Here is a 22,623-nt window from a genome sequence, read left to right as displayed (position 1 = left end):
GCACGGTTCGTGGCGGCGTGGGGCGCCGCGTGCGTGGGCGGCGGCGGGGCGGAGGAGTCGCGTCCGCGTCCGCGTGCGGCAGGCGGCATCGGGCCGGGGCGCTCCGGGCACGTTCGGCGCAGCTCGTCACCGGTGGCGCCGCCTCCCCCGGGTCGGCCGCGCCACGGCACGCCCGGCGGCTACGCCTCCCCGGCCGCCTCGAAGGCGCCCCGGGCCATGCGGTGCAGCAGGGTCGCCGTCGTGCCCCGGCCGGGAAGCGTGCCGGCGCGGCCGAGGTGAGGGGTGGAGTTGAGCAGGCCGAAGACGGAGTGGACGGCCGAGCGGGCGGCCGGTTCGGTCAGGCCCGGATAGGCGTCGCGGACCACCTGCACCCACAGCTCCACGTACTGCCGCTGGAGCTGGCGCACCAGCTTGCGGTCGCTGTCGCGCAGCCGGTCCAGCTCCCGGTCGTGCAGGGTGATCAGCGGGCGGTCGTCCAGGGCGAAGTCGATGTGGCCCTCGATCAGGGAGTCAAGGACCCGGGTCGCGGGAATCCCGTCGGCCTCCGCCAGCCGGCGCCTGGCCCCGGTGAGCAGCTGTCCGCTGATGCCGACCAGCAGCTCGGCGAGCATCGCGTCCTTGCCGGGGAAGTGCCGGTACAGGCCGGGGCCGCTGATGCCGACCGCGGCGCCTATCTCGTCGACGCCGACGCCGTGGAATCCGCGTTCGGCGAAGAGCCGTGCGGCCTCCTTGAGGATCTGCTCACGGCGGGTGGGGGCGTCGGTTCTGCTGGCCATGCCGACAATTCTAGACAGCGCGGTTAGCGGTCGTTAACCTGAAGGAAATGGTTAACGCTCATTAACAGGTTCGGACACCGGTGAGGGGACCGCAGGATGCAGGAGGCACCGGAGCTTCGCAGCGCGGCCGATCCCGCGTCGGAGGGCTGGCGGGCCAACGAGAGGGCCCATCTCGCACTCGTGGAGGAGCTGCGCGGCAAACTGGCCGCGGCGGCCCTCGGCGGCGGCGAGCGGGCGCGGGCCCGGCACACCGCGCGCGGCAAACTGCTGCCGAGGGACAGGGTGGACACACTGCTCGACCCGGGCTCGCCCTTCCTGGAGCTGGCGCCGCTCGCGGCCGACGGGATGTACGACGGGCAGGCCCCGGCCGCCGGGGTGATCGCCGGCATCGGCCGGGTCGCCGGCCGCGCGTGCGTGATCGTGGCGAACGACGCCACGGTCAAGGGCGGCACGTACTACCCGATGACGGTCAAGAAGCACCTGCGCGCCCAGGAGGTGGCCCTCGACAACCGGCTGCCGTGCGTCTATCTGGTCGACTCCGGCGGCGCCTTCCTGCCGATGCAGGACGAGGTCTTCCCCGACCGGGACCACTTCGGCCGGATCTTCTACAACCAGGCGCGGATGTCCGGCGCCGGCATCCCGCAGATCGCGGCCGTGCTGGGCTCCTGCACGGCGGGCGGGGCGTACGTCCCGGCGATGAGCGACGAGGCCGTGATCGTGCGGAACCAGGGCACGATCTTCCTCGGCGGGCCGCCCCTGGTGAAGGCGGCCACCGGCGAGGTCGTCACCGCCGAGGAACTGGGCGGCGGCGAGGTGCACTCCCGGGTATCCGGGGTCACCGACCACCTCGCCGAGGACGACGCGCACGCGCTCCGGATCGTCCGGGACATCGTGGCCACGCTCCCGGCCCGGCAGTCCCCGCCGTGGGAGGTCCTGCCGTCCGTCGAGCCCAAGGTCGACCCCTACGGTCTCTACGGCGCCGTCCCGGTCGACTCCCGCACCCCCTACGACGTCCGCGAGATCATCGCGCGCGTGGTCGACGGCTCCCGGTTCGCCGAGTTCAAGGCCGAGTTCGGGCAGACCCTGGTGACCGGGTTCGCGCGGATCCACGGCCACCCGGTGGGCATCGTCGCCAACAACGGCATCCTGTTCTCCGAGTCCGCCCAGAAGGGCGCGCACTTCATCGAGCTGTGCGACCAGCGCGGCATCCCGCTGGTGTTCCTCCAGAACATCTCGGGCTTCATGGTCGGCAGGGACTACGAGGCGGGGGGCATCGCCAAGCACGGCGCCAAGATGGTCACGGCGGTGGCCTGCACGCGCGTGCCGAAGCTGACCGTGGTGGTCGGCGGCTCCTACGGCGCGGGCAACTACTCGATGTGCGGCCGGGCCTACTCCCCGCGCTTCCTGTGGATGTGGCCCAACGCCAAGATCTCCGTGATGGGCGGCGAGCAGGCCGCGTCCGTGCTGGCGACCGTCAAGCGGGACCAGCTGGAGGGCCGCGGCGAGGAGTGGCCCGCCGAGGACGAAGAGGCGTTCAAGGCGCCGATCCGCGCGCGGTACGAACGTCAGGGCAACGCCTACTACGCCACCGCCCGGCTCTGGGACGACGGCGTGATCGACCCGCTGGACACCCGTCAGGTCCTCGGTCTGGCCCTGACGGCCTGCGCCAACGCGCCTCTGGGAGACCCCCAGTTCGGCGTCTTCCGGATGTGAGGAGGGGAACCGTGTTCGACACAGTGCTGGTGGCCAACCGGGGCGAGATCGCCGTACGCGTGATCCGTACGCTGCGCGCCCTGGGCGTGCGCTCGGTGGCGGTCTTCTCCGACGCCGACGCCGACGCGCGGCACGTCCGGGAGGCCGACACGGCGGTCCGGATCGGTCCGCCGCCGGCCGCCGAAAGCTATCTGTCCGTGGAGCGGCTGCTCGATGCCGCCGCCCGCACCGGCGCCCAGGCCGTCCACCCCGGCTACGGCTTCCTCGCCGAGAACGCGGCCTTCGCGCGGGCGTGCGAGGAGGCGGGGCTCGTCTTCATCGGCCCGCCCGCGGACGCGATCGCGCTGATGGGCGACAAGATCCGGGCCAAGGAGACGGTCGAGGCGGCCGGGGTGCCGGTGGTGCCGGGCGGACGCGATCCCGAGCTGGCCGAGGCGGCCCGCGCCCTCGGGGCGCCCGTGCTGCTGAAGCCGTCCGCCGGCGGCGGCGGCAAGGGCATGCGCCTGGTGCGGGACCTGACCGTGCTGGAGGAGGAGATCGCCGCCGCCCGCCGGGAGGCCCGCGCCTCCTTCGGCGACGACACGCTGCTGGTGGAGCGGTGGATCGACCGGCCCCGGCACATCGAGATCCAGGTGCTGGCCGACGGCCACGGCAACGTGGTGCACCTCGGCGAGCGCGAGTGCTCCCTCCAGCGGCGCCACCAGAAGGTCGTCGAGGAGGCGCCGAGTGTGCTCCTCGACGACAGGACCCGGGCCGCGATGGGCGAGGCGGCCGTGCAGGCGGCGCGCTCGTGCGGGTACCGGGGCGCGGGCACGGTGGAGTTCATCGTCCCGGGCGGCGACCCGTCGCAGTACTACTTCATGGAGATGAACACCCGGCTCCAGGTGGAGCACCCGGTCACCGAGCTGGTGACCGGACTGGACCTGGTGGAGTGGCAGCTGCGGGTCGCGGCCGGCGAACCGCTGTCCTTCGACCAGTCCGGCGTCACCCTCACCGGGCACGCCGTCGAGGCCCGGATCTGCGCCGAGGACCCGGCACGCGGCTTCCTGCCCTCCGGCGGAACGGTCCTGCTGCTGGACGAACCCGAAGGCGACGGGGTGCGCACCGACTCCGGGCTGAGCGAGGGCACCGAGGTGGGCAGCCTGTACGACCCGATGCTGTCCAAGGTGATCGCCTACGGCCCCGACCGCGCGACCGCGCTGCGCAGGCTGCGGGCGGCCCTGGCGGAGACGGTCACGCTGGGCGTGCAGACCAACGCCGGGTTCCTGCGCCGGCTGCTGGCCCATCCGGCGGTGGTCGCCGGCGAGCTGGACACCGGGCTGGTGGAGCGGGTGGTGGACGACCTGGTCCCGGCCGAGGTGCCGGAGGAGGTGTACGAGGCGGCGGCGGCCGTACGGCTGCACGCGCTGAAGCCGCGCGGTGCGGGCTGGACCGACCCGTTCTCGGTGCCGGACGGCTGGCGGCTGGGCGGCACTCCGAAGCCGCCGGTCTTCCACCTGCGGGTGCGCGAACCGGTGGCCCGCACCCCGCGGGGCGAGCACACCGTCACCGGCGACCGGGTGAGCGTCACCCTGGACGGCGTCCGGCACACCTTCCGCCGCGCCGGCGACTGGCTCGGCCGGGACGGCGACGCCTGGCAGGTGCGCGACCACGACCCGGTCGCCGCCTCGCTGAACCGGGCGGCCCACGCGGGCGCCGACTCCCTGACCGCGCCCATGCCGGGCACGGTCACGGTGGTCAAGGTGGCCGTCGGCGACGAGGTGGCCGCCGGGCAGAGCCTGCTGGTGGTGGAGGCGATGAAGATGGAGCACGTCATCTCCGCACCGCACGCCGGCACGGTCGCCGAACTGGACGTGACGCCGGGCAGCACGGTCGCCATGGACCAGGTGCTGGCCGTCATCGCACCGCACGAGGAGGCGGCCGGATGAGCGTCGAAGGACTGCCCATGGCCGTACCGGCCGAGGGACTGCCCGCGCGGGTGCGGATTCACGAGGTGGGCGCGCGCGACGGCCTGCAGAACGAGAAGACGGCCGTACCGACGGCGGTGAAGGCCGAGTTCATCCGGCGGCTGGCGGACGCGGGCCTGACCACCATCGAGGCGACGAGCTTCGTCCGCCCCGAGTGGGTGCCGCAACTGGCCGACGCGGAGGAGCTGTTCCCTCGGGTCAAGGACCTGGACGCGGCCCTTCCGGTGCTGGTGCCCAACCAGCGCGGCCTGGACCGGGCGCTGGCCCTCGGCGCGCGGTACGTCGCCGTGTTCGCCAGCGCCACCGAGTCCTTCGCCAAGGCCAACCTCAACCGGACGCTGGAGGAGTCCCTCGCGGTGTTCGAGCCGGTGGTGCGGCGCGCGAAGGACGAGGGCGTGCGGGTGCGGGGCTATGTGTCGATGTGCTTCGGCGACCCGTGGGAGGGCCCGGTGCCGCTCGCCCAGGTGGCGCGGGTGTGCGTGGCGCTGCGGGACATGGGCTGCGACGAGCTGAGCCTCGGCGACACCATCGGGGTGGCCACCCCGGGCCAGGTCCGCGCGCTGCTCGCCCTGCTGAACGAGCGGGGCGTGCCGACGGACGCGATCGGCGTGCACTTCCACGACACCTACGGCCAGGCGCTCGCCAACACCCTGGCCGCCCTCCAGCACGGCGTCAGCACCGTGGACGCCTCCGCCGGGGGACTCGGCGGCTGCCCGTACGCCAAGTCCGCCACCGGCAATCTGGCCACCGAGGACCTCGTCTGGATGCTGCACGGGCTCGGCATCGAGACGGGGGCCGACCTCGGCCGTCTGACCGCCACCAGCGTGTGGATGGCCGAACAGCTGGGCCGGCCCAGCCCGTCCCGTACCGTCCGCGCTCTCTCCCACAAGGACCAGTGATCAGCATGGACCACCGTCTCAGCCCCGAGCTGGAGGAACTCCGCCGTACGGTGGAGGAGTTCGCGCACGATGTCGTGGCGCCGAAGATCGGCGACTTCTACGAGCGGCACGAGTTCCCGTACGAGATCGTCCGCGAGATGGGCCGCATGGGCCTGTTCGGGCTGCCGTTCCCGGAGGAGTACGGCGGCATGGGCGGCGACTATCTGGCGCTCGGCCTCGTGCTGGAGGAGCTGGCCCGGGTGGACTCCTCGGTGGCGATCACGCTGGAGGCGGGTGTCTCGCTGGGCGCGATGCCGCTGCATCTGTTCGGCACGCCGGAGCAGAAGCGCGAGTGGCTGCCGCGGCTGTGCTCGGGCGAGATCCTGGGCGCGTTCGGCCTGACGGAACCCGACGGCGGCAGCGACGCCGGAGCGACCCGTACGACCGCCCGCCTGGACCCGGACACGGACGAGTGGGTGATCAACGGCACCAAGTGCTTCATCACCAACTCGGGCACGGACATCACGGGCCTGGTGACCGTCACCGCGGTGACCGGCCGCAAGCCGGACGGCCGTCCGGAGATCTCGGCCGTCATCGTGCCGTCCGGCACGCCGGGCTTCACGGTGGCGGCGCCCTATTCGAAGGTCGGCTGGAACGCCTCCGACACCCGCGAGCTGTCCTTCCAGGACGTCCGGGTCCCGGCCGCCAATCTGCTGGGCGAACAGGGCCGCGGGTACGCCCAGTTCCTGCGCATCCTGGACGAGGGCCGGATCGCCATCGCCGCGCTCGCCACGGGCCTGGCCCAGGGCTGTGTGGACGAGTCGGTCAAGTACGCGAAGGAACGTCACGCCTTCGGCCGCCCGATCGGCGCCAACCAGGCCATCCAGTTCAAGATCGCCGACATGGAGATGAAGGCCCACACGGCCCGGCTGGCCTGGCGCGACGCGGCGTCCCGCCTGGTCGCGGGCGAGCCCTTCAAGAAGGAGGCGGCCCTCGCCAAGCTCCACTCCTCCACGGTCGCCGTCGACAACGCCCGCGACGCCACCCAGATCCACGGCGGCTACGGCTTCATGAACGAGTACCCGGTGGCCCGCATGTGGCGCGACTCCAAGATCCTGGAAATCGGCGAGGGCACGAGCGAGGTACAGCGGATGCTGATCGCCCGCGAACTGGGCCTGGCAGGCTGAGGCACACCACTCGCGCGGGACTACGGGTGCCCGGGGAGCGGCCGGGCCGGCCACTCCCCGGGCACCCCGCTGCCGCATCGGACGACGTTCAACGGCGGCGGGCCGGAACGGAGTCGTCACGGCTGCGGTAAGACCGCCCGGAGAAAGCGGCCGGCTCGGGCTCCTCGGCCACCGGATCGCGGGGAGGGCTGCTCTGGAACGAGTGGCGCAGAAGGAAGGGGACGACGGAGGAGCGAGGCCACCAGCAGGCCGCCGAACCCGGAGCCCGGCGCCGGCCCCGGGGCGCGTCCTCACCCCACCCCCTGGACATCAGATGAGGTTAGGCTAACCTACCTTCGAACTTGTCCGGCGGGCTCTTCGCCCCGGGTCGAAAGCAGTCATACCCATGTCCCTTGCCCGTGCCACCCATCTCTCCCGCCGCGGACTGCTCGCCGCGGGCGGCGCCCTCGGTCTCGGGGCCGCGCTCGCCGCCTGCGGGGACGACAAGGGCAAAGACGGCGGCTCCGGCGGGAGCGCGGGTGCGGGCGGGTCGGGCCCCTGGTCGTTCAAGGACGACCGCGGCACGACCGTGAAGCTGGACAAGGTCCCCGCGGGCATCGTCGCGTTCACCGGCGTCGGCGCCGCGCTGTACGACTACGGCATCCAGGTCAAGGGCGTGTTCGGCCCGACGAAGACCGCCGACGGCAAGCCGGACGTCCAGGCCGGCGACATGGACATCAGCAAGGTGACCGTCCTCGGCAACGCCTGGGGCCAGTTCAACATCGAGAAGTACGCCTCCCTCGCCCCGGACGTGCTCATCTCGACGATGTTCGACGGCACCGGCACCCTCTGGTACGTCCCCGAGGAGTCGAAGAAGAAGATCGCGCAGCTGGCCCCCAGCGTCGGCATCTCCGTCTACGACCGCGCGCTCACCCAGCCGTTGCAGCGCATGTGGGACCTCGCCGCGTCGCTCGGCGCGGACATGAAGGCCGCCAAGGTCACCGACGCCAAGAAGCGCTTCGAGGACGCCGCCGCCCGGCTGCGCGCCGCCGCCAAGGCCAAGCCGGACCTCAAGGTGATGGCCGGCAGCGCCAGCGACCAGCTGTTCTACGTCTCCGGCAGCAACCTCTCCATCGACCTGGAGTACTTCAAGTCCCTCGGCGTGAACTTCGTGGAGCCCCCGGAGAGCGCCAAGAAGCAGGGCGGCGGCTGGTACGAGTCGCTCAGCTGGGAGAACGTCGACAAGTACCACGCCGACATCATCATGATGGACGACCGCTCCTCGGCCATCCAGCCCGCCGACATCACCAAGGCCACCTGGAAGAAGCTGCCCGCGGTGAAGGCCGGCCAGGTCATCTCCCGCTCCCCCGAGCCGATCCTCTCCTACGACAAGTGCGTGCCGCTGCTCACGAACCTGGCCGAGGCCCTGGAGAAGGCCAAGAAGGTCGGCTGACCGACGGCCCGGCCCCCCACAACGCCCTGAAAACCGCCCTCAGGAGCCCCACATGACGACGGCCGTAGCCGCCCCGTTCCGTTTCTTCTCCCTCCAGGTCGCACGGACGAGGCGGCTCGGCCCGTCCCTGGTCCGGGTCACCTTCACCGGCTGCGACCTGCATGCCTTCCACTCCGACGGGTGCGACCAGTCCCTGTCGCTGTTCCTGCCGCACCCCGGGCAGAGCGAGCCGGTGGTCCCGCTGGAGCTGGGCGACGGCTGGTGGCAGGGCTGGCGGGAACTTCCGGACGACGTACGGGCCGTGATGCGCTCGTACACGCTGCGGGCGCTGCGCCGCGACCCCGACGAGATCGACATCGACTTCGCCCTGCACGGCACCGAGCCCGGCGCCGCCCTGCCCGCCGGTCCCGCCTCCCGCTGGGCCGCGGGGGCCGCCGCCGGCGACCGGGTGCTGCTGCTCGGGCCGGCCGTCGCCGACAACCGCGCGATCCGCTTCCGCCCGCCCGGCGACACCGACCTCGTCGTCCTGTGCGGCGACGAGACGGCCGTACCGGCCGCCACCGCGATCCTGGAGTCCCTGCCCGCCGGCACCCGGGTCCGGGCCTGGCTGGAGGTGCCGCACGCCGGGGACGTACAGGACGTGCGCACGGAGGCGGACGCGGAGATCACGTGGCTCGTACGGCACGACGGGGCCCCCATGGCCGTCGATGCCCTACGGGCCGCCCCGCTGCCCGGCGCCGAGCGGCCGTACGTGTGGCTCGCCGGGGAGGCCGGCCGGGTCAAGTCCCTGCGGCGGCACTTCGTCGGCGAGCGCGGGGTGGACCGGCGGCGCGTGACGTTCGTCGGCTACTGGCGCCAGGGCCTGACGGAGGAACAGCTCCGCGCGACGGGCGAGTAGCCCGCCCCTTCCTTTGGCCTGTTCCGGCCTTGGGAGAGGCACACCTCCATCCGAGAAACTTAGGTTAGGCTAACCTAAGATCACCCCGCACGGATCGTCCCCTCGGAGGACCCCCACATGCGCTCGCACCTGCTCAATGGCCTCACGGCGGAGCATTACCGCCGCTCCGTGACCGAAGGAGTCGAGCGGGTGGCGGCCAAACTCGCCACCACCGACCGTCCGTTCACCGGCGTCACCGCGGACGCCCTCTCCCCCGCCGTCGACGCCATCGACCTCGACCGTCCACTGGGCGACACCGCCGCCGTCCTGGACGAGCTGGAGGACGTCTACCTGCGGGACGCGATCTACTTCCACCACCCCCGCTACCTCGCCCACCTCAACTGCCCGGTCGTCATCCCGGCGGTGCTCGCCGAGGCCGTGCTCTCCGCCGTCAACTCCTCGCTGGACACCTGGGACCAGTCGGCCGGCGGCACCCTCATCGAGCGCAGGCTCATCGACTGGACCACCGCCCGCATCGGCCTCGGCCCGGCCGCCGACGGCGTCTTCACCTCCGGCGGCACCCAGTCCAACCTCCAGGCACTGCTGCTGGCCCGCGAGGAGGCCAAGCCGGGGCCGGCAGGGTGGGAAGAGGGGGCCTCACTGTCGAAACTGCGCATCTTCGCCTCCGAGGTCAGCCACTTCAGCGTCAGGAAGTCCGCGAAACTGCTCGGCCTCGGCCCGGACGCCGTCGTCTCCGTCCCCGTCGACCACGACAAGCGCATGCAGACCGTCGCCCTCGCCCGCGAGCTGGAGCGCTGCGCGCGCGACGGCCTGGTCCCGATGGCCGTCGTCGCCACCGCCGGCACCACCGACTTCGGCTCCATCGACCCGCTGCCGGAGATCGCCGGACTGTGCGCCCAGTACGGCGTCTGGATGCACGTCGACGCCGCCTACGGCTGCGGACTGCTCGCCTCCCTGAAGTACCGGGACCGCATCGAGGGCATCGAGCACGCCGACTCCGTCACCGTCGACTACCACAAGTCCTTCTTCCAGCCGGTCAGTTCCTCGGCCGTGCTGGTCCGGGACGCGGCCACCCTGCGGCACGCCACCTACCACGCCGACTACCTCAACCCCCGCCGCGCGGTGCAGGAACGTATCCCCAACCAGGTGGACAAGTCCCTCCAGACCACCCGCCGCTTCGACGCGCTCAAGCTGTGGGTCACCTTGCGCACGATGGGTGCCGACGGCATCGGACAGCTCTTCGACGAGGTCTGCGACCTGGCCCGGGAGGGCTGGAAGCTGCTCGCCGCCGACCCGCGCTACGACGTCGTGGTCGAACCCTCCCTCTCCACCCTCGTCTTCCGCTACGTCCCGGCCGCCGTCACCGACCCGGCCGAGATCGACCGGGCCAACCTCTACGCCCGCAAGGCCCTGTTCGCCTCCGGTGACGCCGTCGTCGCGGGCACCAAGGTGGCCGGCCGCCACTACCTGAAGTTCACCCTGCTCAACCCCGAGACCAAGACGGCCGACATCGCCGCCGTCCTCGATCTGATCGCCGGCCATGCCGAGCAGTACCTGGGAGAGACCCTTGACCGCGCGTCCTGACAGCCCGACCGAGACCTACGACTTCGTGGGGATCGGGCTCGGCCCCTTCAACCTCGGCCTCGCCTGCCTCACCGAGCCGATCGCCGGGCTGGACGGCGTCTTCCTGGAGTCCAAGCCCGACTTCGAGTGGCACGCCGGGATGTTCCTGGACGGCGCCCACCTCCAGACCCCGTTCATGTCCGACCTGGTCACCCTGGCCGACCCCACCTCGCCGTACTCCTTCCTGAACTACCTGAAGGAGAAGGGCAGACTGTACTCGTTCTACATCCGCGAGAACTTCTACCCGCTGCGCGTCGAGTACGACGACTACTGCCGCTGGGCCGCCGGGAAACTGACCAGTGTCCGCTTCGGCACCACGGTCACCGAGGTGACCTACGACGACGAGCTGTACGTCGTACGCACCGCGGCCGGGGACACCTACCGCGCCCGGCACCTGGTGCTGGGCACCGGCACGGTCCCGTTCGTCCCCGAGGCGTGCCGGGACCTCGGCGGGGACTTCCTGCACACCTCCCAGTACATGCACCGCAAGGCGGAGCTGCTGGAGAAGAAGTCCATCACCGTCGTCGGCAGCGGACAGAGCGCGGCCGAGATCTACTACGAGCTGCTCGCCGGGATCGACGACCACGGCTACCGGCTCAACTGGGTCACCCGCTCCCCGCGGTTCTTCCCGCTGGAGTACACCAAGCTGACCCTGGAGATGACCTCTCCGGACTACATCGACTACTTCCGGTCGCTGCCCGAGGAGACCCGCTACCGGCTGGAGAAGCAGCAGAAGGGCCTGTTCAAGGGCATCAACTCGGACCTGATCGACTCCATCTTCGACCTGCTGTACCAGAAGGACGTCGAGAGCGGCGACCGTCCGGTGCCCACCCGGCTGCTGACCAACTCCACGCTGCGCACGGCCGCGTACCGGGACGGCGCCTACACCCTCGGCTTCCACCAGGACGAGCAGGACAAGGACTTCGAGATCGAGACCGAGGGCCTGGTCCTGGCCACCGGCTACCACTACACCCCGCCGGCCTTCCTCGCCCCGGTCCGCGACCGCCTCCGCTTCGACGGCCACGGCCGCTTCGACGTGGCCCGCAACTACGCCGTCGACATCACCGGCCGCGGCGTCTTCCTGCAGAACGCCGGCGTCCACACCCACAGCATCACCAGCCCCGACCTGGGCATGGGCGCGTACCGGAACGCGTACATCATCCGAGAACTCCTCGGCACCGAGTACTACCCGGTCGAAAAGTCCATCGCCTTCCAGGAGTTCGCCGTATGACTTTCACGTTCCGTCCCGTCGACCCCCTGAACGACGCGGAGTTGCTGCACTCCTGGGTCACGCATCCCAAGGCGGCGTTCTGGATGATGCAGGACGCGCGACTCCAGGACGTCGAGCGGGCCTATATGGAGATCGCGGCGGACGAGCACCATCACGCACTGTTCGGACTGCGCGGCGGCGAGCCGGTGTTCCTGATGGAGCGTTACGACCCCGCGCGCCGGGAGCTGGTGGGGCTGTACGAGGCGCGGCCCGGGGACGTCGGCATGCACTTCCTGACCCCGGCCACGGACAGCCCGGAGCACGGGTTCACCCGGGCCGTGATCACCGCCGTGATGGCGCACCTGTTCGCCGACCCGGCGGTGGAGCGGGTCGTGGTGGAGCCGGATGTGCGCAACACGGCGGTGCACGCCCTGAACGCGGCCGTCGGGTTCGTGCCCGAACGGGAGATCGACAAGCCGGAGAAGCGGGCACTGCTGAGCTTCTGCACCCGTGAGCAGTTCGAGAAGGCGGTGACCGCATGACCCTCGCCGACGCCGTGGCCCATCTGTCCCCCGAGCGGTGGGCGAAGGCCAACCGGCTGCTGGTGCGCAAGGCGCTCGCCGAGTTCGCGCACGAGCGGCTGATCACGCCCGAGGAGGACGGCGGCCGGTACGCGGTGCGCAGTGACGACGGGCTGACCGCCTACCGGTTCCGTGCCGTGCGGCGGGCCCTGGACCACTGGCAGATCGACGCCGACTCGATCACCCGGCACCGCGACGGCGGCGAACTGCCGCTCGCCGCGCTGGACTTCTTCATCGAGCTGAAGGAGTCCCTGGGACTGAGCGACGAGATCCTGCCGGTGTACCTGGAGGAGATCTCCTCCACCCTGTCGGGCACCTGCTACAAGCTCACCAAGCCCCGGGTGACCTCGGCGGAGCTGACGCGCGCCGGGTTCCAGGCGATCGAGACCGGGATGACCGAGGGCCATCCGTGCTTCGTCGCGAACAACGGCCGGCTGGGCTTCGGCGTCCACGAGTACCTGTCGTACGCCCCGGAGACCGCGAGCCCCGTCCGGCTGGTGTGGCTGGCGGCGCACCGCTCGCGGGCCGCCTTCACGGCCGGCGTGGGAATCGAGTACGAGTCGTTCCTGCGCGAGGAGCTGGGCGAGGAGACGGTGGCGCGGTTCCGGGCCCGCCTCGCCGACCGGGGCCTGGACCCGGCCGACTACCTGTTCATCCCGGTCCACCCCTGGCAGTGGTGGAACAAGCTCAGCGTCACCTTCGCCGCCGAGGTGGCCCGCGACCTGCTGGTCCTGCTCGGCGAGGGCGACGACGAGTACCTGGCCCAGCAGTCGATCCGTACCTTCTTCAACACCAGCGCCCCGCACAAGCACTATGTGAAGACGGCCCTGTCGGTCCTCAACATGGGCTTCATGCGCGGTCTGTCGGCCGCCTACATGGAGGCGACCCCGGCGATCAACGACTGGCTGGCCCGGCTGATCGAGGACGACCCGGTGCTGAAGGCGAGCGGTCTGTCGATCATCCGGGAGCGGGCCGCGGTCGGCTACCGGCACCTGGAGTACGAGCGGGCCACCGACCGCTACTCGCCGTACCGCAAGATGCTGGCCGCGCTGTGGCGGGAGAGCCCGGTGCCGTCGCTGGAGGAGGGCGAGTCCCTGGCGACGATGGCCTCGCTGCTGCACGTCGACCACGAGGGCGCGTCCTTCGCGGGCGCGCTGATCGAGCGGTCGGGCCTCGGCCCGGTGGAGTGGCTGCGCCGGTACCTGCGGGCCTACTACGTGCCGCTGCTGCACAGCTTCTACGCCTATGACCTGGTGTTCATGCCGCACGGCGAGAACACGATCCTGGTGCTGCGGGACGGCGCGGTGCGGCGGGCGGTCTACAAGGACATCGCCGAGGAGATCGCCGTCATGGACCCGGACGCGGACCTGCCGCCGGAGGTGCGGCGCATCCGCGTGGAGGTTCCCGAGGACAAGAAGCTGCTGTCGATCTTCACGGACGTCTTCGACTGCTTCTTCCGCTTCCTCGCCGCGCAGCTGGCCGCCGAGGGAATCCTGGAGGAGGACGGCTTCTGGCGCACGGTCGCCGAGGTCACCCGCGCGTACCAGGAGGCGAACCCGCGGCTGGCCGACCGGTTCCGGCAGTACGACATGTTCGCCCCTCGATTCGCGCTGTCCTGCCTCAACCGGCTCCAGCTGCGCGACAACAGGCAGATGGTGGACCTCGCCGACCCCTCCGGCGCGCTCCAGCTGGTCGGCACCCTGAAGAACCCTCTCGCCCGGTTCTGACGGCCCCGCGAACGGACGGGCACCTGGGAAGTACGGTCCTTCCGGGGTGCCCGTCGGCTGTCGCCGGGTCAGCGTGCGGGCCAGGGGACCTGTGGCGAGCGGTAGTAGCGGATGCCGAGGTTGTCCCAGCGCGGGCCCTGTGCCGCCAGCCGCGCCCGGTAGCCTTCCCAGCCCAGGCGGTCGGCCGGCGACCAGCCCAGCTCGGCGGCTCCGGCGAGCCGGGGGAAGGCCAGGTACTCGATGTCGGCGGAGTCGCGCACGGTCTCCGTCCACAAGGGTGCCTCGACGCCCCGGACGGCCGAGTCGGGCACTCCGGCGAGGTACGCGCCCGGATTCCAGTCGTAGGAGCGCCGCACCTCCACCAGGCCCGCCCAGGTGAGGCCGATGCGGCTGTCGTTGGTGTACTTCATGTCGAGGTAGATGTGGTCGGCCGGGGACAGGATCAGGCCGGTGCCGTTGCGGGCGGCCTTGGCGACCTGTTCCTTCTCGGCCGCGCCGGTCCGGTCCCGGCCCCAGTACTGGGCGAGGGCGCCTTGGGCCGGGCGGGCACCGGTGAGCTGGTGCCAGCCGATGACCGTCTTGCCGTAGCGGGCGACGACCGGCTGCACGCGGTCCATGAAGGTGACGTAGTCGGGGTGGCTGGTGGAGTGGGCCTCGTCGCCGCCGATGTGCAGATAGCGGCCGGGAGTGAGCGCGGCCAGCTCGCGGATCACGTCGTCCACGAAGTCGTAGGTGATCTTCTTGGGCACGCACAGCGAGCTGAAGCCGACCTTGGTGCCGGTGTAGGGCGGGGGTGCCACGCCGTCGCAGTTCAGCTCGGCGTAGGAGGAGAGGGCCGCGTTGGTGTGGCCCGGCATGTCGATCTCGGGGACGACCTCCAGGTAGCGGGAGGCCGCGTAGCGGACGATCCGGCGGTAGTCGGCCTTGGTGTAGTGGCCGCCCCGGCCGCCGCCGACCTCGTTGGCGCCGCCGTAGGTGGCCAGGCGCGGCCAGGAGTCGACGGCGATGCGCCAGCCCTGGTCGTCGCTGAGGTGCAGGTGCAGTGCGTTGACCTTGTAGAGGGCCAGCTGGTCGATGTAGCGCTTGACCTGGGCGACGGTGAAGAAGTGCCGGGAGACGTCGAGCATGGCGCCCCGGTAGGCGTAGCGCGGGCGATCCCGCACGGTGCCGCCGGCGATCTGCCAGGGGCCGCGCTGCGCGGTCTTCTTCTCGACGGCCGGCGGGAGGAGCTGGCGCAGGGTCTGGACGCCGTGGAAGAGCCCGGCGGGAGTGCGCGCGGTGAGGGTCACCCCGCCGGCGCCGCTGTCCAGCCGGTAGCCCTCGGCGCCGAAGTCGCCCTTGTCCAGGCGGAGTCGTATGCCGCCCTTGCCGTGGCCGGTGAGCGGCAGCGGGTAGCCGGTGGAGCGGCGCAGGATGCCGGCGAGGTAGGCGCCGACGCGGCGGGCCTCGGCGGAACCGTCGACACGGACGCGGGTGGCGCGGGTGATGCGGTACGGCGTGCCGCCCGGGGTGACCGAGGCGGGTGCGGGGATGACGCGGTCCAGCGGGATCGGCGGGGCCTGGGTGGCGGCCCGGGCCTCGGGGGCCGCGTCGAGGGCGACGACGCCGACCGCCGCGAGCAGGAGGGTGGCGAGGAGGTGGGGGAGGATCCGGGGAGTCGTGCCGTGGTTCGGTCTCACATGCGCTCCCATCGGTGGGGGGAGGTGACCGTCGAACGGGGTCTACCCTGACTGTCCCGCAGAACGGGTGAAACAATTCCTATATGGCGGACATCATCCAGAAGGACGGCACTTGGGCCTTCGACGGCGACGCGCTGCGGATCACTCCGGGCCGGGACAAGGGGGTGAGTCCGCTCCGGCGTGAACTGGGCGAACTCCTCGTGCCCCTGGAGGCGTTGGCCGGCATCTCGTTCGAGCAGGGCCGCAAGTCGGGGCGGCTCGGGCTGCGGCTGCGCGACGGCGCCGATCCCCTCCTCCAGGCCACCGCCGGCCGGCTGGCCGGCCCGCACGACCCCTACCGGCTGGCCGTGGAGCCCGACCGGTACGGCGTGGCCGAGTACGTCACCGACGAAGTGCGCAACGCCCTGCTGCTGGACGGGGTTCCCGCCGGCCCGGTGGACGAGTACCTGCTGCCGGGGCCGTCGCTGCCGGTGTCCGCCTCGGCCGGGGACGGCACGGCGGCCTTCGACGGGGAGCGGGTGCGGCTGGAGTGGAACTGGAAGACGGAGGAGTCCAAGGCGTCGGCCGGTCCGCGCACCATCGACCTGGCCGACCTGACCGGTGTGGAGTGGCAGCCGGCGGCCGGCCTGGAGAACGGGCACCTGCGGTTCCTGGTGCGCGGCGCACCGGTCGGCGCGCCGCCCAAGTACGACCCGAACGCCGTCGAGCTGCGGGGGTTCCGGAAGGACCCGCTGATGGCCCTGGTCGCGGCGGCGGTGCAGGCCCGGCTGCCGCACCCGTCGGCCGCGCGGGCGGACGCACGGCGGATTCCGGCGCAGCCGGCCGGGGAGACGGCCGGGGACGACCACGACACGCTGCTGCGGCGGCTGCGGGAGCTGGGCGGGCTGCACCGCGACGGGGTGCTCACGGACGAGGAGTTCGCGCTGGCCAAGCAGGCGGTCCTCAAGCGCCTGTGAGGACCGCCGCCGCGTACCGGGAGGCCTACTTGGCCGTGCGGGACACGGTGAAGTGGTCGACGCGGTCGCCGGTCTCGGCGATGCCCGACACCTTCAGCGTGGCCTGGCGGCCCTTCGGCGCGGGGCTGACGTCCACGCGCAGGAAGGAGTAGTTCAGGTAGCGCACCCGGGACCAGCCGACGGTCTCGTGGACCTTGCCGTCCTCGGTGTTGACGAACGAGGCCACGGAGTCGGTCTCGTGCTCGTGGCCCTCGTAGGTGTCGGGAGCGGAGAAGGCGTACAGGCTGCGGCCGGCCGCGCCGGCGGTGACGTAGACCACGCCCTCGGTCTCGGGGTAGGCGGTGCCGCCGATGGGCAGCTTCTTGACGACCCGGCCGTCCTTGATCACGTCGGTGCGCTCGTACTGGTGGTTGTGGCCGTTGATGACCAGGTCCACGGTGTACTTCTCGAACAGCGGCACCCACTCCTCGCGCACTCCGCCCTCGGAGGCGTGGGCGGTGGAGGTGCAGTAGGCGCAGTGGTGGAAGAAGACGACGACGAAGTCCACGTCCTTGGCGGCGCGGAACTTCTTCAGCTGTCCTTCCAGCCATTTGGTCTGCGTTCCGCCGGAAATGCCCAGGTTCGCAGGGATCTCGAAGGAGATGTCGTTGGCGTCGAGCGAGATGACGGCGGTGTTGCCGTAGACGAAGGAGTAGACGCCCGGCAGGTTCTTCCGGTCCGGGCCGTTGTCCGGCAGGGTCCAGCGGGCGTCCTCGCCGCCGTAGCCGTTGGGCGAGTACCAGGCCTCCATGTCGTGGTTGCCGTACGCCGGCATCCACGGGACCTGCTTGGCGACGGTCTCGGTCTGGGCGAGGAAGGAGTCCCAGGTGCGCGCGTCGAAGCCGGTGTCGGCGGTCTTGCCCGCGCCGGACGGGTCGGCGTAGGCGATGTCGCCGGCGTGCAGGTGGAAGGCGGGGTTCTGGCCGAGCAGGAGGCTGTTGTTGGCCAGGCCGTGGTAACCGACGCCCTCGTCGCCGAAGGCGGTGAAGGTGAAGGGCGCCTTGTGGGCGGGGGCGGTGGTGAAGGTGCCCACGGTGCCCAGCAGGTGCGGCTCGGCCGGGTCGAAGCCCTGGTGGCCCACGCCGTAGTAGTAGGTCCGGCCCGGGCGCAGGCGGGTGAGCCTGGCATGCAGGTAGTACTGGGTGTGGTCGCCGCTCGCGCCGACCCCGGCCGGGGTGTACAGGGTGCGGACCTCGGCCTCCAGCTTGCGGGAGAGGTCCCAGGGGTGGGCGCCGATCCGGATGAAGGGCTTCTTGACGGCGACCGGGACCTGCCAGGAGACGGTGACCTCGGTGCGCGGGTCGTTGCCCCAGGCCAGGTGGCGGCCGAAGGGCGCGACGCGGGCGCCGTCGACCGGGGCGGCGGGAGCGGCGGGGCGGGCCGGCGCGGCGGCCTGCGCGGTGGCACCCGGCACGAACGCGCCACCGGTGACGGCGCCCAGCGTGACCGCGCCGCCCCTGATCATGGTGCGCCGCGAGAATCTGGCGCGCAGGTACTCGTGCTGTTCGGCCATGCTCATGCGCTCGGCCAGCTTCTCGGGAACGCCCATACGAGGAATGTCCATGGCGTCTGAAACTGGTCGGCTCGGGCAACGGGATACGGGACTCCGGATGGACGGCGGGCGAACAGGGCGCCATAAGAGTTTCAACAGCCCTCTGCCCGGAATCGGGCACGATTCTTGCGAAACCGGCGCGGGTACCCCAGGATCTACCGGGTGCACGACGAACTCGTAGATCATCTGACGCGGTCCACGCCCCTGAACCGGGGCGAGGCACTGCGCGTGGTCCAGGACGTGCTCGCCTACTTCGACGAGACGACCCAGGAGTACGTCCGTCGCCGCCACCGCGAACTCCAGGCCCAGGGCCTGCTGAACGCGGAGATCTTCCAGCGGATCGAGGCGGACCTGAAGTACCGGGCGGTGGCGCCGCCGGAGCTGACGCTCAGGCAGCTGCGCCGCATGGTCTACGGCTGACGGCCGCGGCCCGCCCAGGACAGCCCGGCCCACTCGGCCCGGACCAGCGACAGTCAAGGGATATCTCTCTACATGTGCGGAATTGTCGGATACATCGGGAAGCGTGACGTCGCCCCCCTCCTCCTGGAGGGCCTCCAGCGCCTGGAGTACCGCGGCTACGACTCCGCGGGCCTCGTCGTCACCTCCCCGAAGACGCCCGGCCTGAAGATGGTCAAGGCCAAGGGCCGGGTGCGCGACCTGGAGGCCAAGGTCCCGGCGCGCTTCAAGGGCACCACCGGCATCGCCCACACCCGCTGGGCCACCCACGGCGTCCCCTCCGACGTGAACGCCCACCCGCACATGTCGGCCGACCAGAAGGTGGCCGTCGTCCACAACGGCATCATCGACAACGCCGCCGACCTGCGCCGCAAGCTGGAGGCGGACGGCGTGGAGTTCCTCTCCGAGACGGACACCGAGGTCCTCACCCACCTGATCGCCCGCTCGACGGCCGAGAAGCTGGAGGACAAGGTCCGCCAAGCGGTCCGGCTGGTCGAGGGCACCTACGGCATCGCCGTCCTGCACGCCGACTTCCCGGACCGGATCGTGGTGGCCCGCAACGGCTCCCCGGTCGTCCTCGGCATCGGCGAGAAGGAGATGTTCGTCGCCTCCGACATCGCCGCGCTGGTCACCCACACCCGCCAGATAGTGACCCTCGACGACGGCGAGATGGCCACCCTCAAGGCCGACGACTTCCGCACCTACACCACCGAGGGCACGCGCACCACCGCCGAGCCCACCACGGTGGAGTGGGAGGCCGAGTCGTACGACATGGGCGGCCACGACACCTACATGCACAAGGAGATCTCCGAGCAGGCCGACGCCGTGGACCGCGTGCTGCGCGGCCGCATCGACGACCGGTTCTCCACCGTGCACCTCGGCGGCCTCAACCTGGACGCCCGCGAGGCCCGGCGGATCCGCCGGGTGAAGATCCTCGGCTGCGGCACCTCGTACCACGCGGGCATGATCGGCGCCCAGATGATCGAGGAGCTGGCCCGCATCCCCGCCGACGCCGAGCCCGCCTCCGAGTTCCGCTACCGCAACCCGGTCGTGGACCCCGACACCCTGTACATCGCCGTCTCGCAGTCCGGTGAGACGTACGACGTCCTGGCCGCCGTGCAGGAACTGAAGCGCAAGGGCGCGCGGGTCCTCGGCGTGGTCAACGTGGTCGGCTCGGCGATCGCCCGCGAGGCCGACGGCGGTGTCTACGTCCACGCCGGTCCCGAGGTCTGCGTCGTCTCCACCAAGTGCTTCACCAACACCACGGTGGCCTTCGCGCTGCTGGCGCTGCACCTCGGCCGCACCCGCGACCTGTCGGTGCGCGACGGCAAGCGGATCATCGAGGGCCTGCGCAAGCTGCCGCAGCAGATCTCCGAGATCCTCAAGCAGGAGGAGGAGATCAAGCGGCTGGCGGAGAGCTACGCCGACGCCCGCTCGATGCTCTTCATCGGCCGCGTCCGGGGCTACCCGGTGGCCCGCGAGGCCTCCCTGAAGCTCAAGGAGGTCTCCTACATCCACGCCGAGGCCTACCCCGCCTCCGAGCTGAAGCACGGCCCGCTGGCCCTCATCGAGCCGGCCCTGCCCACGGTCGCGATCGTCCCCGACGACGACCTGCTGGAGAAGAACCGCGCGGCCCTGGAGGAGATCAAGGCCCGCGAGGGCAAGATCCTGGCGGTGGCCCACCAGCACCAGGAGAAGGCGGACCAGACGATCATCGTCCCGAAGAACGAGGACGAACTGGACCCGATCCTGATGGGCATCCCCCTCCAGCTCCTCGCCTACCACACGGCGAAGGCGCTCGGCCGGGACATCGACAAGCCGAGGAACCTCGCCAAGTCGGTCACGGTCGAGTAGGCGCGAGAGCAGAACGGACCCCCGCGTGTGCCACCAGTGCACGCGGGGGTCCTTCTCATGCCGCTCGCTGTCAGCCGGTGGCCGTCACCCGCCGGCCCGCGGCACGCCGGGACACCACCGTCGGCCAGTGCGCGAGCGCCGCCGTCGCCGCGTACCAGGCCACCGCGCCCGAGGCGACGGCCACCCATCCTCCGGCCCTCGCGAGGAAGGAACTGCCGGCGAAGGCCGCGACGGCCAGCACCAGCATGGCGAGGAACAGCAGTCCGTACAGCAGCCGGCCCAGGCCGTCCCGGCCGGTGAGGGTCAGGGTGAGGGCGACCAGGGCGAACAGCACGAGGAAGAGCCCGGCCGCGTTGGCCGGTCCGCGGTCCGACACGGCCCAGGCGAACCACAGGGCGCCCAGGGCCACATATCCCGCGCCGGAGGCGGCGGCGCCGTCGTGCAGGGCCAGCAGACCGACGAGGAAGAGGGTCACCCCGCCCACGTAGTGCGCCACGGTCACGGTGTCGGAGGCGTCCACGCCGTGGATGACCCCGGTCGTGCCGAGCCCGAACGCCAAGAGGGTGAGGGCGAGGGCCAGCCGGCCGGCCACGGCGGTGCTCACGTTTCCCGCGGAGACGTCGTTGTCCACGGCGGGCTCCCTTCGTGCAGGTGCGGTGGTGCGATTCCCGGTATATGCCCTCCACCAGGGCACGGACACCTGCTACGCGTCAGTAGGTCGCTTGCGCGCAAAGGGAGTTGAGGGAGCGCGGGGTGCTCTAGGGGATGACGATCACGGGCCGCCGCGCCCGCTTGGCGAGCCGTCCGGCGACGGAGCCGAAGATCCGGCCGACGAGGCCGTGCGTGGAGCCGACGACGATCGCGTCGGCCTCGTACTCCCGGCCCACCTCTTCGAGTTCGTGGCAGATGTCCCCGCCCCGCTCGACCAGGATCCACGGCACCTCGGCGAGATAGTCCGCGCAGGCCAGTTCGAGCCCCAGGACCTCGGTGCGGTGGTCCGGCACATCGACGAAGACGGGCGGTTCGCAGCCGGCCCACACGGTCGTGGGCAGCCGGTTGGCGACGTGCACGATGATCAGGCCGGAGTGGGAGCGGTGGGCCATGCCGATCGCGTAGGCGAGGGCACGCTCACTGGAGGTGGAGCCGTCGAAGCCGACGACGACTCCGTGCCGGAAGGCGGGGTCGCAGGAAGGGCGTGACGCGTCCGCCGCCAGGGGATCGGCCGCCGTGGGGTCGGCGACCGGCCGCTTGCGGTCCGCGGGTTCGAAGAATTCGTGACCGGCCATGGCTGTCTCGGCGTTGTGATCCTTTATGGAAAGGGACGACAGTGTGCGGCGGAGCTGTGTCCGGGAACCATCTTCCCAAGCCCATACCCCCGAGGGTACGGCGGCACTCCTCCTGAGCCCAGATCCCGCACACGCTCCGTAAGCGGTCCCCCGACATCCGTAGGGGTTCACCGGAGCATGCACGAGCCGCGCCCGTAACGCAATGGTTGCTGCCCCGTACAGGCGGTTTGCTCGGCGTTCACAGGTGTACGGTCGGTGACCGGCCGGTCGAACGCGCGTTGAACCCGCGTGAGCCACCGCCACAGGGAGTACGAGATGCCCGGTCCCCGATCCAGCAGCGACCCCCGCCCCGCGCCGGACGCCGTCGGCGAGCTGATCCGGTGGGCGGCCTTCAGCTGCGTGCTCGTACCGGTCGTCCTGCTCTGGTACGGCACCTCGCTCGCCGGCACCGCCGGCACCGCGCTGGGCCTCACCGCCGTCACGGCCGCCTGCCGGGTGCTGCTGCGCCGGTCCGAGCGCTGCGCGGCCCGTTGCGCGGCGCAAAGAGGCGGACGTCACACCCGAGGTCAGACACCGGTCGACTGACCTGTTTTCGCGCCTCGGAGCGCTGCTTTTCAGCCAACTTCTGGATATCGCCCAAGAGGGTCCCGACCCACCCTCCAATCCCCGTTCCACCTGCAAGGAAAGGGTCCGCGGGCCGGCGTGCACCCTATGCGGTTTGGCCACTGCCACAAGGCGCACTTCCCTGCACGCCTCGTGAGTGCAACGCTTCGTGATCGAATGCTTCACGCCAAGTTGTCATGTCGACA

19 protein-coding genes are annotated in these 22,623 nt (G+C 71.3%); 14 read left to right on the top strand and 5 right to left on the bottom strand.

Annotation, left to right across the window (positions count from 1 at the left end):
• Positions 1-179: 179 nt before the first annotated feature.
• Positions 180-776 (bottom strand): TetR/AcrR family transcriptional regulator, encoded by a 597-nt coding sequence (locus SCK26_RS24135; RefSeq protein WP_318203410.1) that lies wholly within the window; start codon positions 774-776, stop codon positions 180-182.
• A gap of 96 nt (positions 777-872) precedes the next feature.
• Between SCK26_RS24135 and SCK26_RS24130 the strand changes: the two genes are divergently transcribed.
• The 10 genes from SCK26_RS24130 to SCK26_RS24085 all read left to right on the top strand — a co-directional run bounded on the left by SCK26_RS24130 (position 873) and on the right by SCK26_RS24085 (position 13,992).
• Positions 873-2,489, top strand: a complete 1,617-nt coding sequence (locus SCK26_RS24130; protein WP_318203409.1) for a carboxyl transferase domain-containing protein — start codon at positions 873-875, stop codon at positions 2,487-2,489.
• 11 nt (positions 2,490-2,500) lie between these two features.
• A complete protein-coding gene (locus SCK26_RS24125; RefSeq protein WP_318203408.1) occupies positions 2,501-4,417 on the top strand; it encodes an acetyl/propionyl/methylcrotonyl-CoA carboxylase subunit alpha in 1,917 nt (638 codons plus the stop codon).
• Entirely contained in the window at positions 4,414-5,355 is a 942-nt protein-coding gene (locus tag SCK26_RS24120) for a hydroxymethylglutaryl-CoA lyase (RefSeq protein WP_318203407.1), read from the top strand. Before SCK26_RS24125 ends, SCK26_RS24120 begins: the two co-directional genes overlap by 4 nt.
• A 5-nt stretch (positions 5,356-5,360) precedes the next feature.
• A complete protein-coding gene (locus tag SCK26_RS24115; protein ID WP_318203406.1) occupies positions 5,361-6,521 on the top strand; it encodes an acyl-CoA dehydrogenase family protein in 1,161 nt (386 codons plus the stop codon).
• A 385-nt stretch (positions 6,522-6,906) separates the two neighbouring features.
• Positions 6,907-7,953, top strand: coding sequence for an ABC transporter substrate-binding protein (locus SCK26_RS24110; protein ID WP_318203405.1), 1,047 nt, complete (start codon positions 6,907-6,909; stop codon positions 7,951-7,953).
• 52 nt (positions 7,954-8,005) lie between these two features.
• A complete protein-coding gene (locus tag SCK26_RS24105) occupies positions 8,006-8,851 on the top strand; it encodes a siderophore-interacting protein (RefSeq protein ID WP_318203404.1) in 846 nt (281 codons plus the stop codon).
• A gap of 117 nt (positions 8,852-8,968) precedes the next feature.
• Positions 8,969-10,435, top strand: coding sequence for a lysine decarboxylase DesA (gene desA / locus SCK26_RS24100; protein ID WP_318203403.1), 1,467 nt, complete (start codon positions 8,969-8,971; stop codon positions 10,433-10,435).
• Positions 10,392-11,705 (top strand): lysine N(6)-hydroxylase/L-ornithine N(5)-oxygenase family protein, encoded by a 1,314-nt coding sequence (locus tag SCK26_RS24095; protein ID WP_412080776.1) that lies wholly within the window; start codon positions 10,392-10,394, stop codon positions 11,703-11,705. The genes desA and SCK26_RS24095 overlap by 44 nt, the downstream gene beginning before the upstream one ends.
• Positions 11,702-12,226, top strand: a complete 525-nt coding sequence (locus tag SCK26_RS24090) for a GNAT family N-acetyltransferase (protein ID WP_318203401.1) — start codon at positions 11,702-11,704, stop codon at positions 12,224-12,226. The genes SCK26_RS24095 and SCK26_RS24090 overlap by 4 nt, the downstream gene beginning before the upstream one ends.
• Positions 12,223-13,992: an IucA/IucC family siderophore biosynthesis protein gene (locus SCK26_RS24085; protein ID WP_318203400.1), complete on the top strand. Its 1,770-nt coding sequence runs from the start codon at positions 12,223-12,225 to the stop codon at positions 13,990-13,992. The genes SCK26_RS24090 and SCK26_RS24085 overlap by 4 nt, the downstream gene beginning before the upstream one ends.
• Positions 13,993-14,060: 68 nt before the next feature.
• Here the strand turns inward: SCK26_RS24085 and SCK26_RS24080 are convergent, their stop codons facing one another.
• A complete protein-coding gene (locus SCK26_RS24080) occupies positions 14,061-15,671 on the bottom strand; it encodes a beta-N-acetylhexosaminidase (RefSeq protein WP_318203399.1) in 1,611 nt (536 codons plus the stop codon).
• A gap of 83 nt (positions 15,672-15,754) precedes the next feature.
• On the opposite strand from SCK26_RS24080, the gene SCK26_RS24075 reads away from it, so the two are divergent.
• Positions 15,755-16,627: a DUF4429 domain-containing protein gene (locus SCK26_RS24075; RefSeq protein WP_318203398.1), complete on the top strand. Its 873-nt coding sequence runs from the start codon at positions 15,755-15,757 to the stop codon at positions 16,625-16,627.
• 25 nt (positions 16,628-16,652) lie between these two features.
• On the opposite strand, the gene SCK26_RS24070 is transcribed toward SCK26_RS24075, so the two are convergent.
• A complete protein-coding gene (locus SCK26_RS24070; protein WP_318203397.1) occupies positions 16,653-18,215 on the bottom strand; it encodes a metallophosphoesterase family protein in 1,563 nt (520 codons plus the stop codon).
• Between the two features lie 165 nt (positions 18,216-18,380).
• Between SCK26_RS24070 and SCK26_RS24065 the strand changes: the two genes are divergently transcribed.
• The gene (locus SCK26_RS24065; RefSeq protein WP_318203396.1) at positions 18,381-18,638 is read left to right on the top strand and encodes a hypothetical protein; all 258 of its coding nucleotides are present in this window, start codon (positions 18,381-18,383) and stop codon (positions 18,636-18,638) included.
• 72 nt (positions 18,639-18,710) lie between these two features.
• A complete protein-coding gene (glmS, locus tag SCK26_RS24060; RefSeq protein WP_318203395.1) occupies positions 18,711-20,528 on the top strand; it encodes a glutamine--fructose-6-phosphate transaminase (isomerizing) in 1,818 nt (605 codons plus the stop codon).
• A 70-nt stretch (positions 20,529-20,598) separates the two neighbouring features.
• Here the strand turns inward: glmS and SCK26_RS24055 are convergent, their stop codons facing one another.
• The gene (locus tag SCK26_RS24055) at positions 20,599-21,159 is read right to left on the bottom strand and encodes a hypothetical protein (RefSeq protein WP_318203394.1); all 561 of its coding nucleotides are present in this window, start codon (positions 21,157-21,159) and stop codon (positions 20,599-20,601) included.
• 127 nt (positions 21,160-21,286) lie between these two features.
• On the bottom strand, positions 21,287-21,814 hold the full coding sequence (locus tag SCK26_RS24050) for a universal stress protein (RefSeq protein WP_318203393.1): 528 nt from the start codon (positions 21,812-21,814) through the stop codon (positions 21,287-21,289).
• 315 nt (positions 21,815-22,129) lie between these two features.
• Here SCK26_RS24050 and SCK26_RS24045 point away from each other — a divergent pair, with 315 nt between their 5' ends.
• Positions 22,130-22,399 carry a hypothetical protein gene (locus SCK26_RS24045; RefSeq protein ID WP_318203392.1) on the top strand — a complete coding sequence of 90 codons (270 nt, stop codon included), beginning with the start codon at positions 22,130-22,132 and terminating at the stop codon, positions 22,397-22,399.
• Positions 22,400-22,623 lie beyond the last annotated feature (224 nt).

Origin of the sequence: Streptomyces sp. SCL15-4 (assembly GCF_033366695.1) — a bacterium.
Lineage (GTDB): Bacteria > Actinomycetota > Actinomycetes > Streptomycetales > Streptomycetaceae > Streptomyces.
This window is presented reverse-complemented; position numbering and strand designations above follow the sequence as displayed.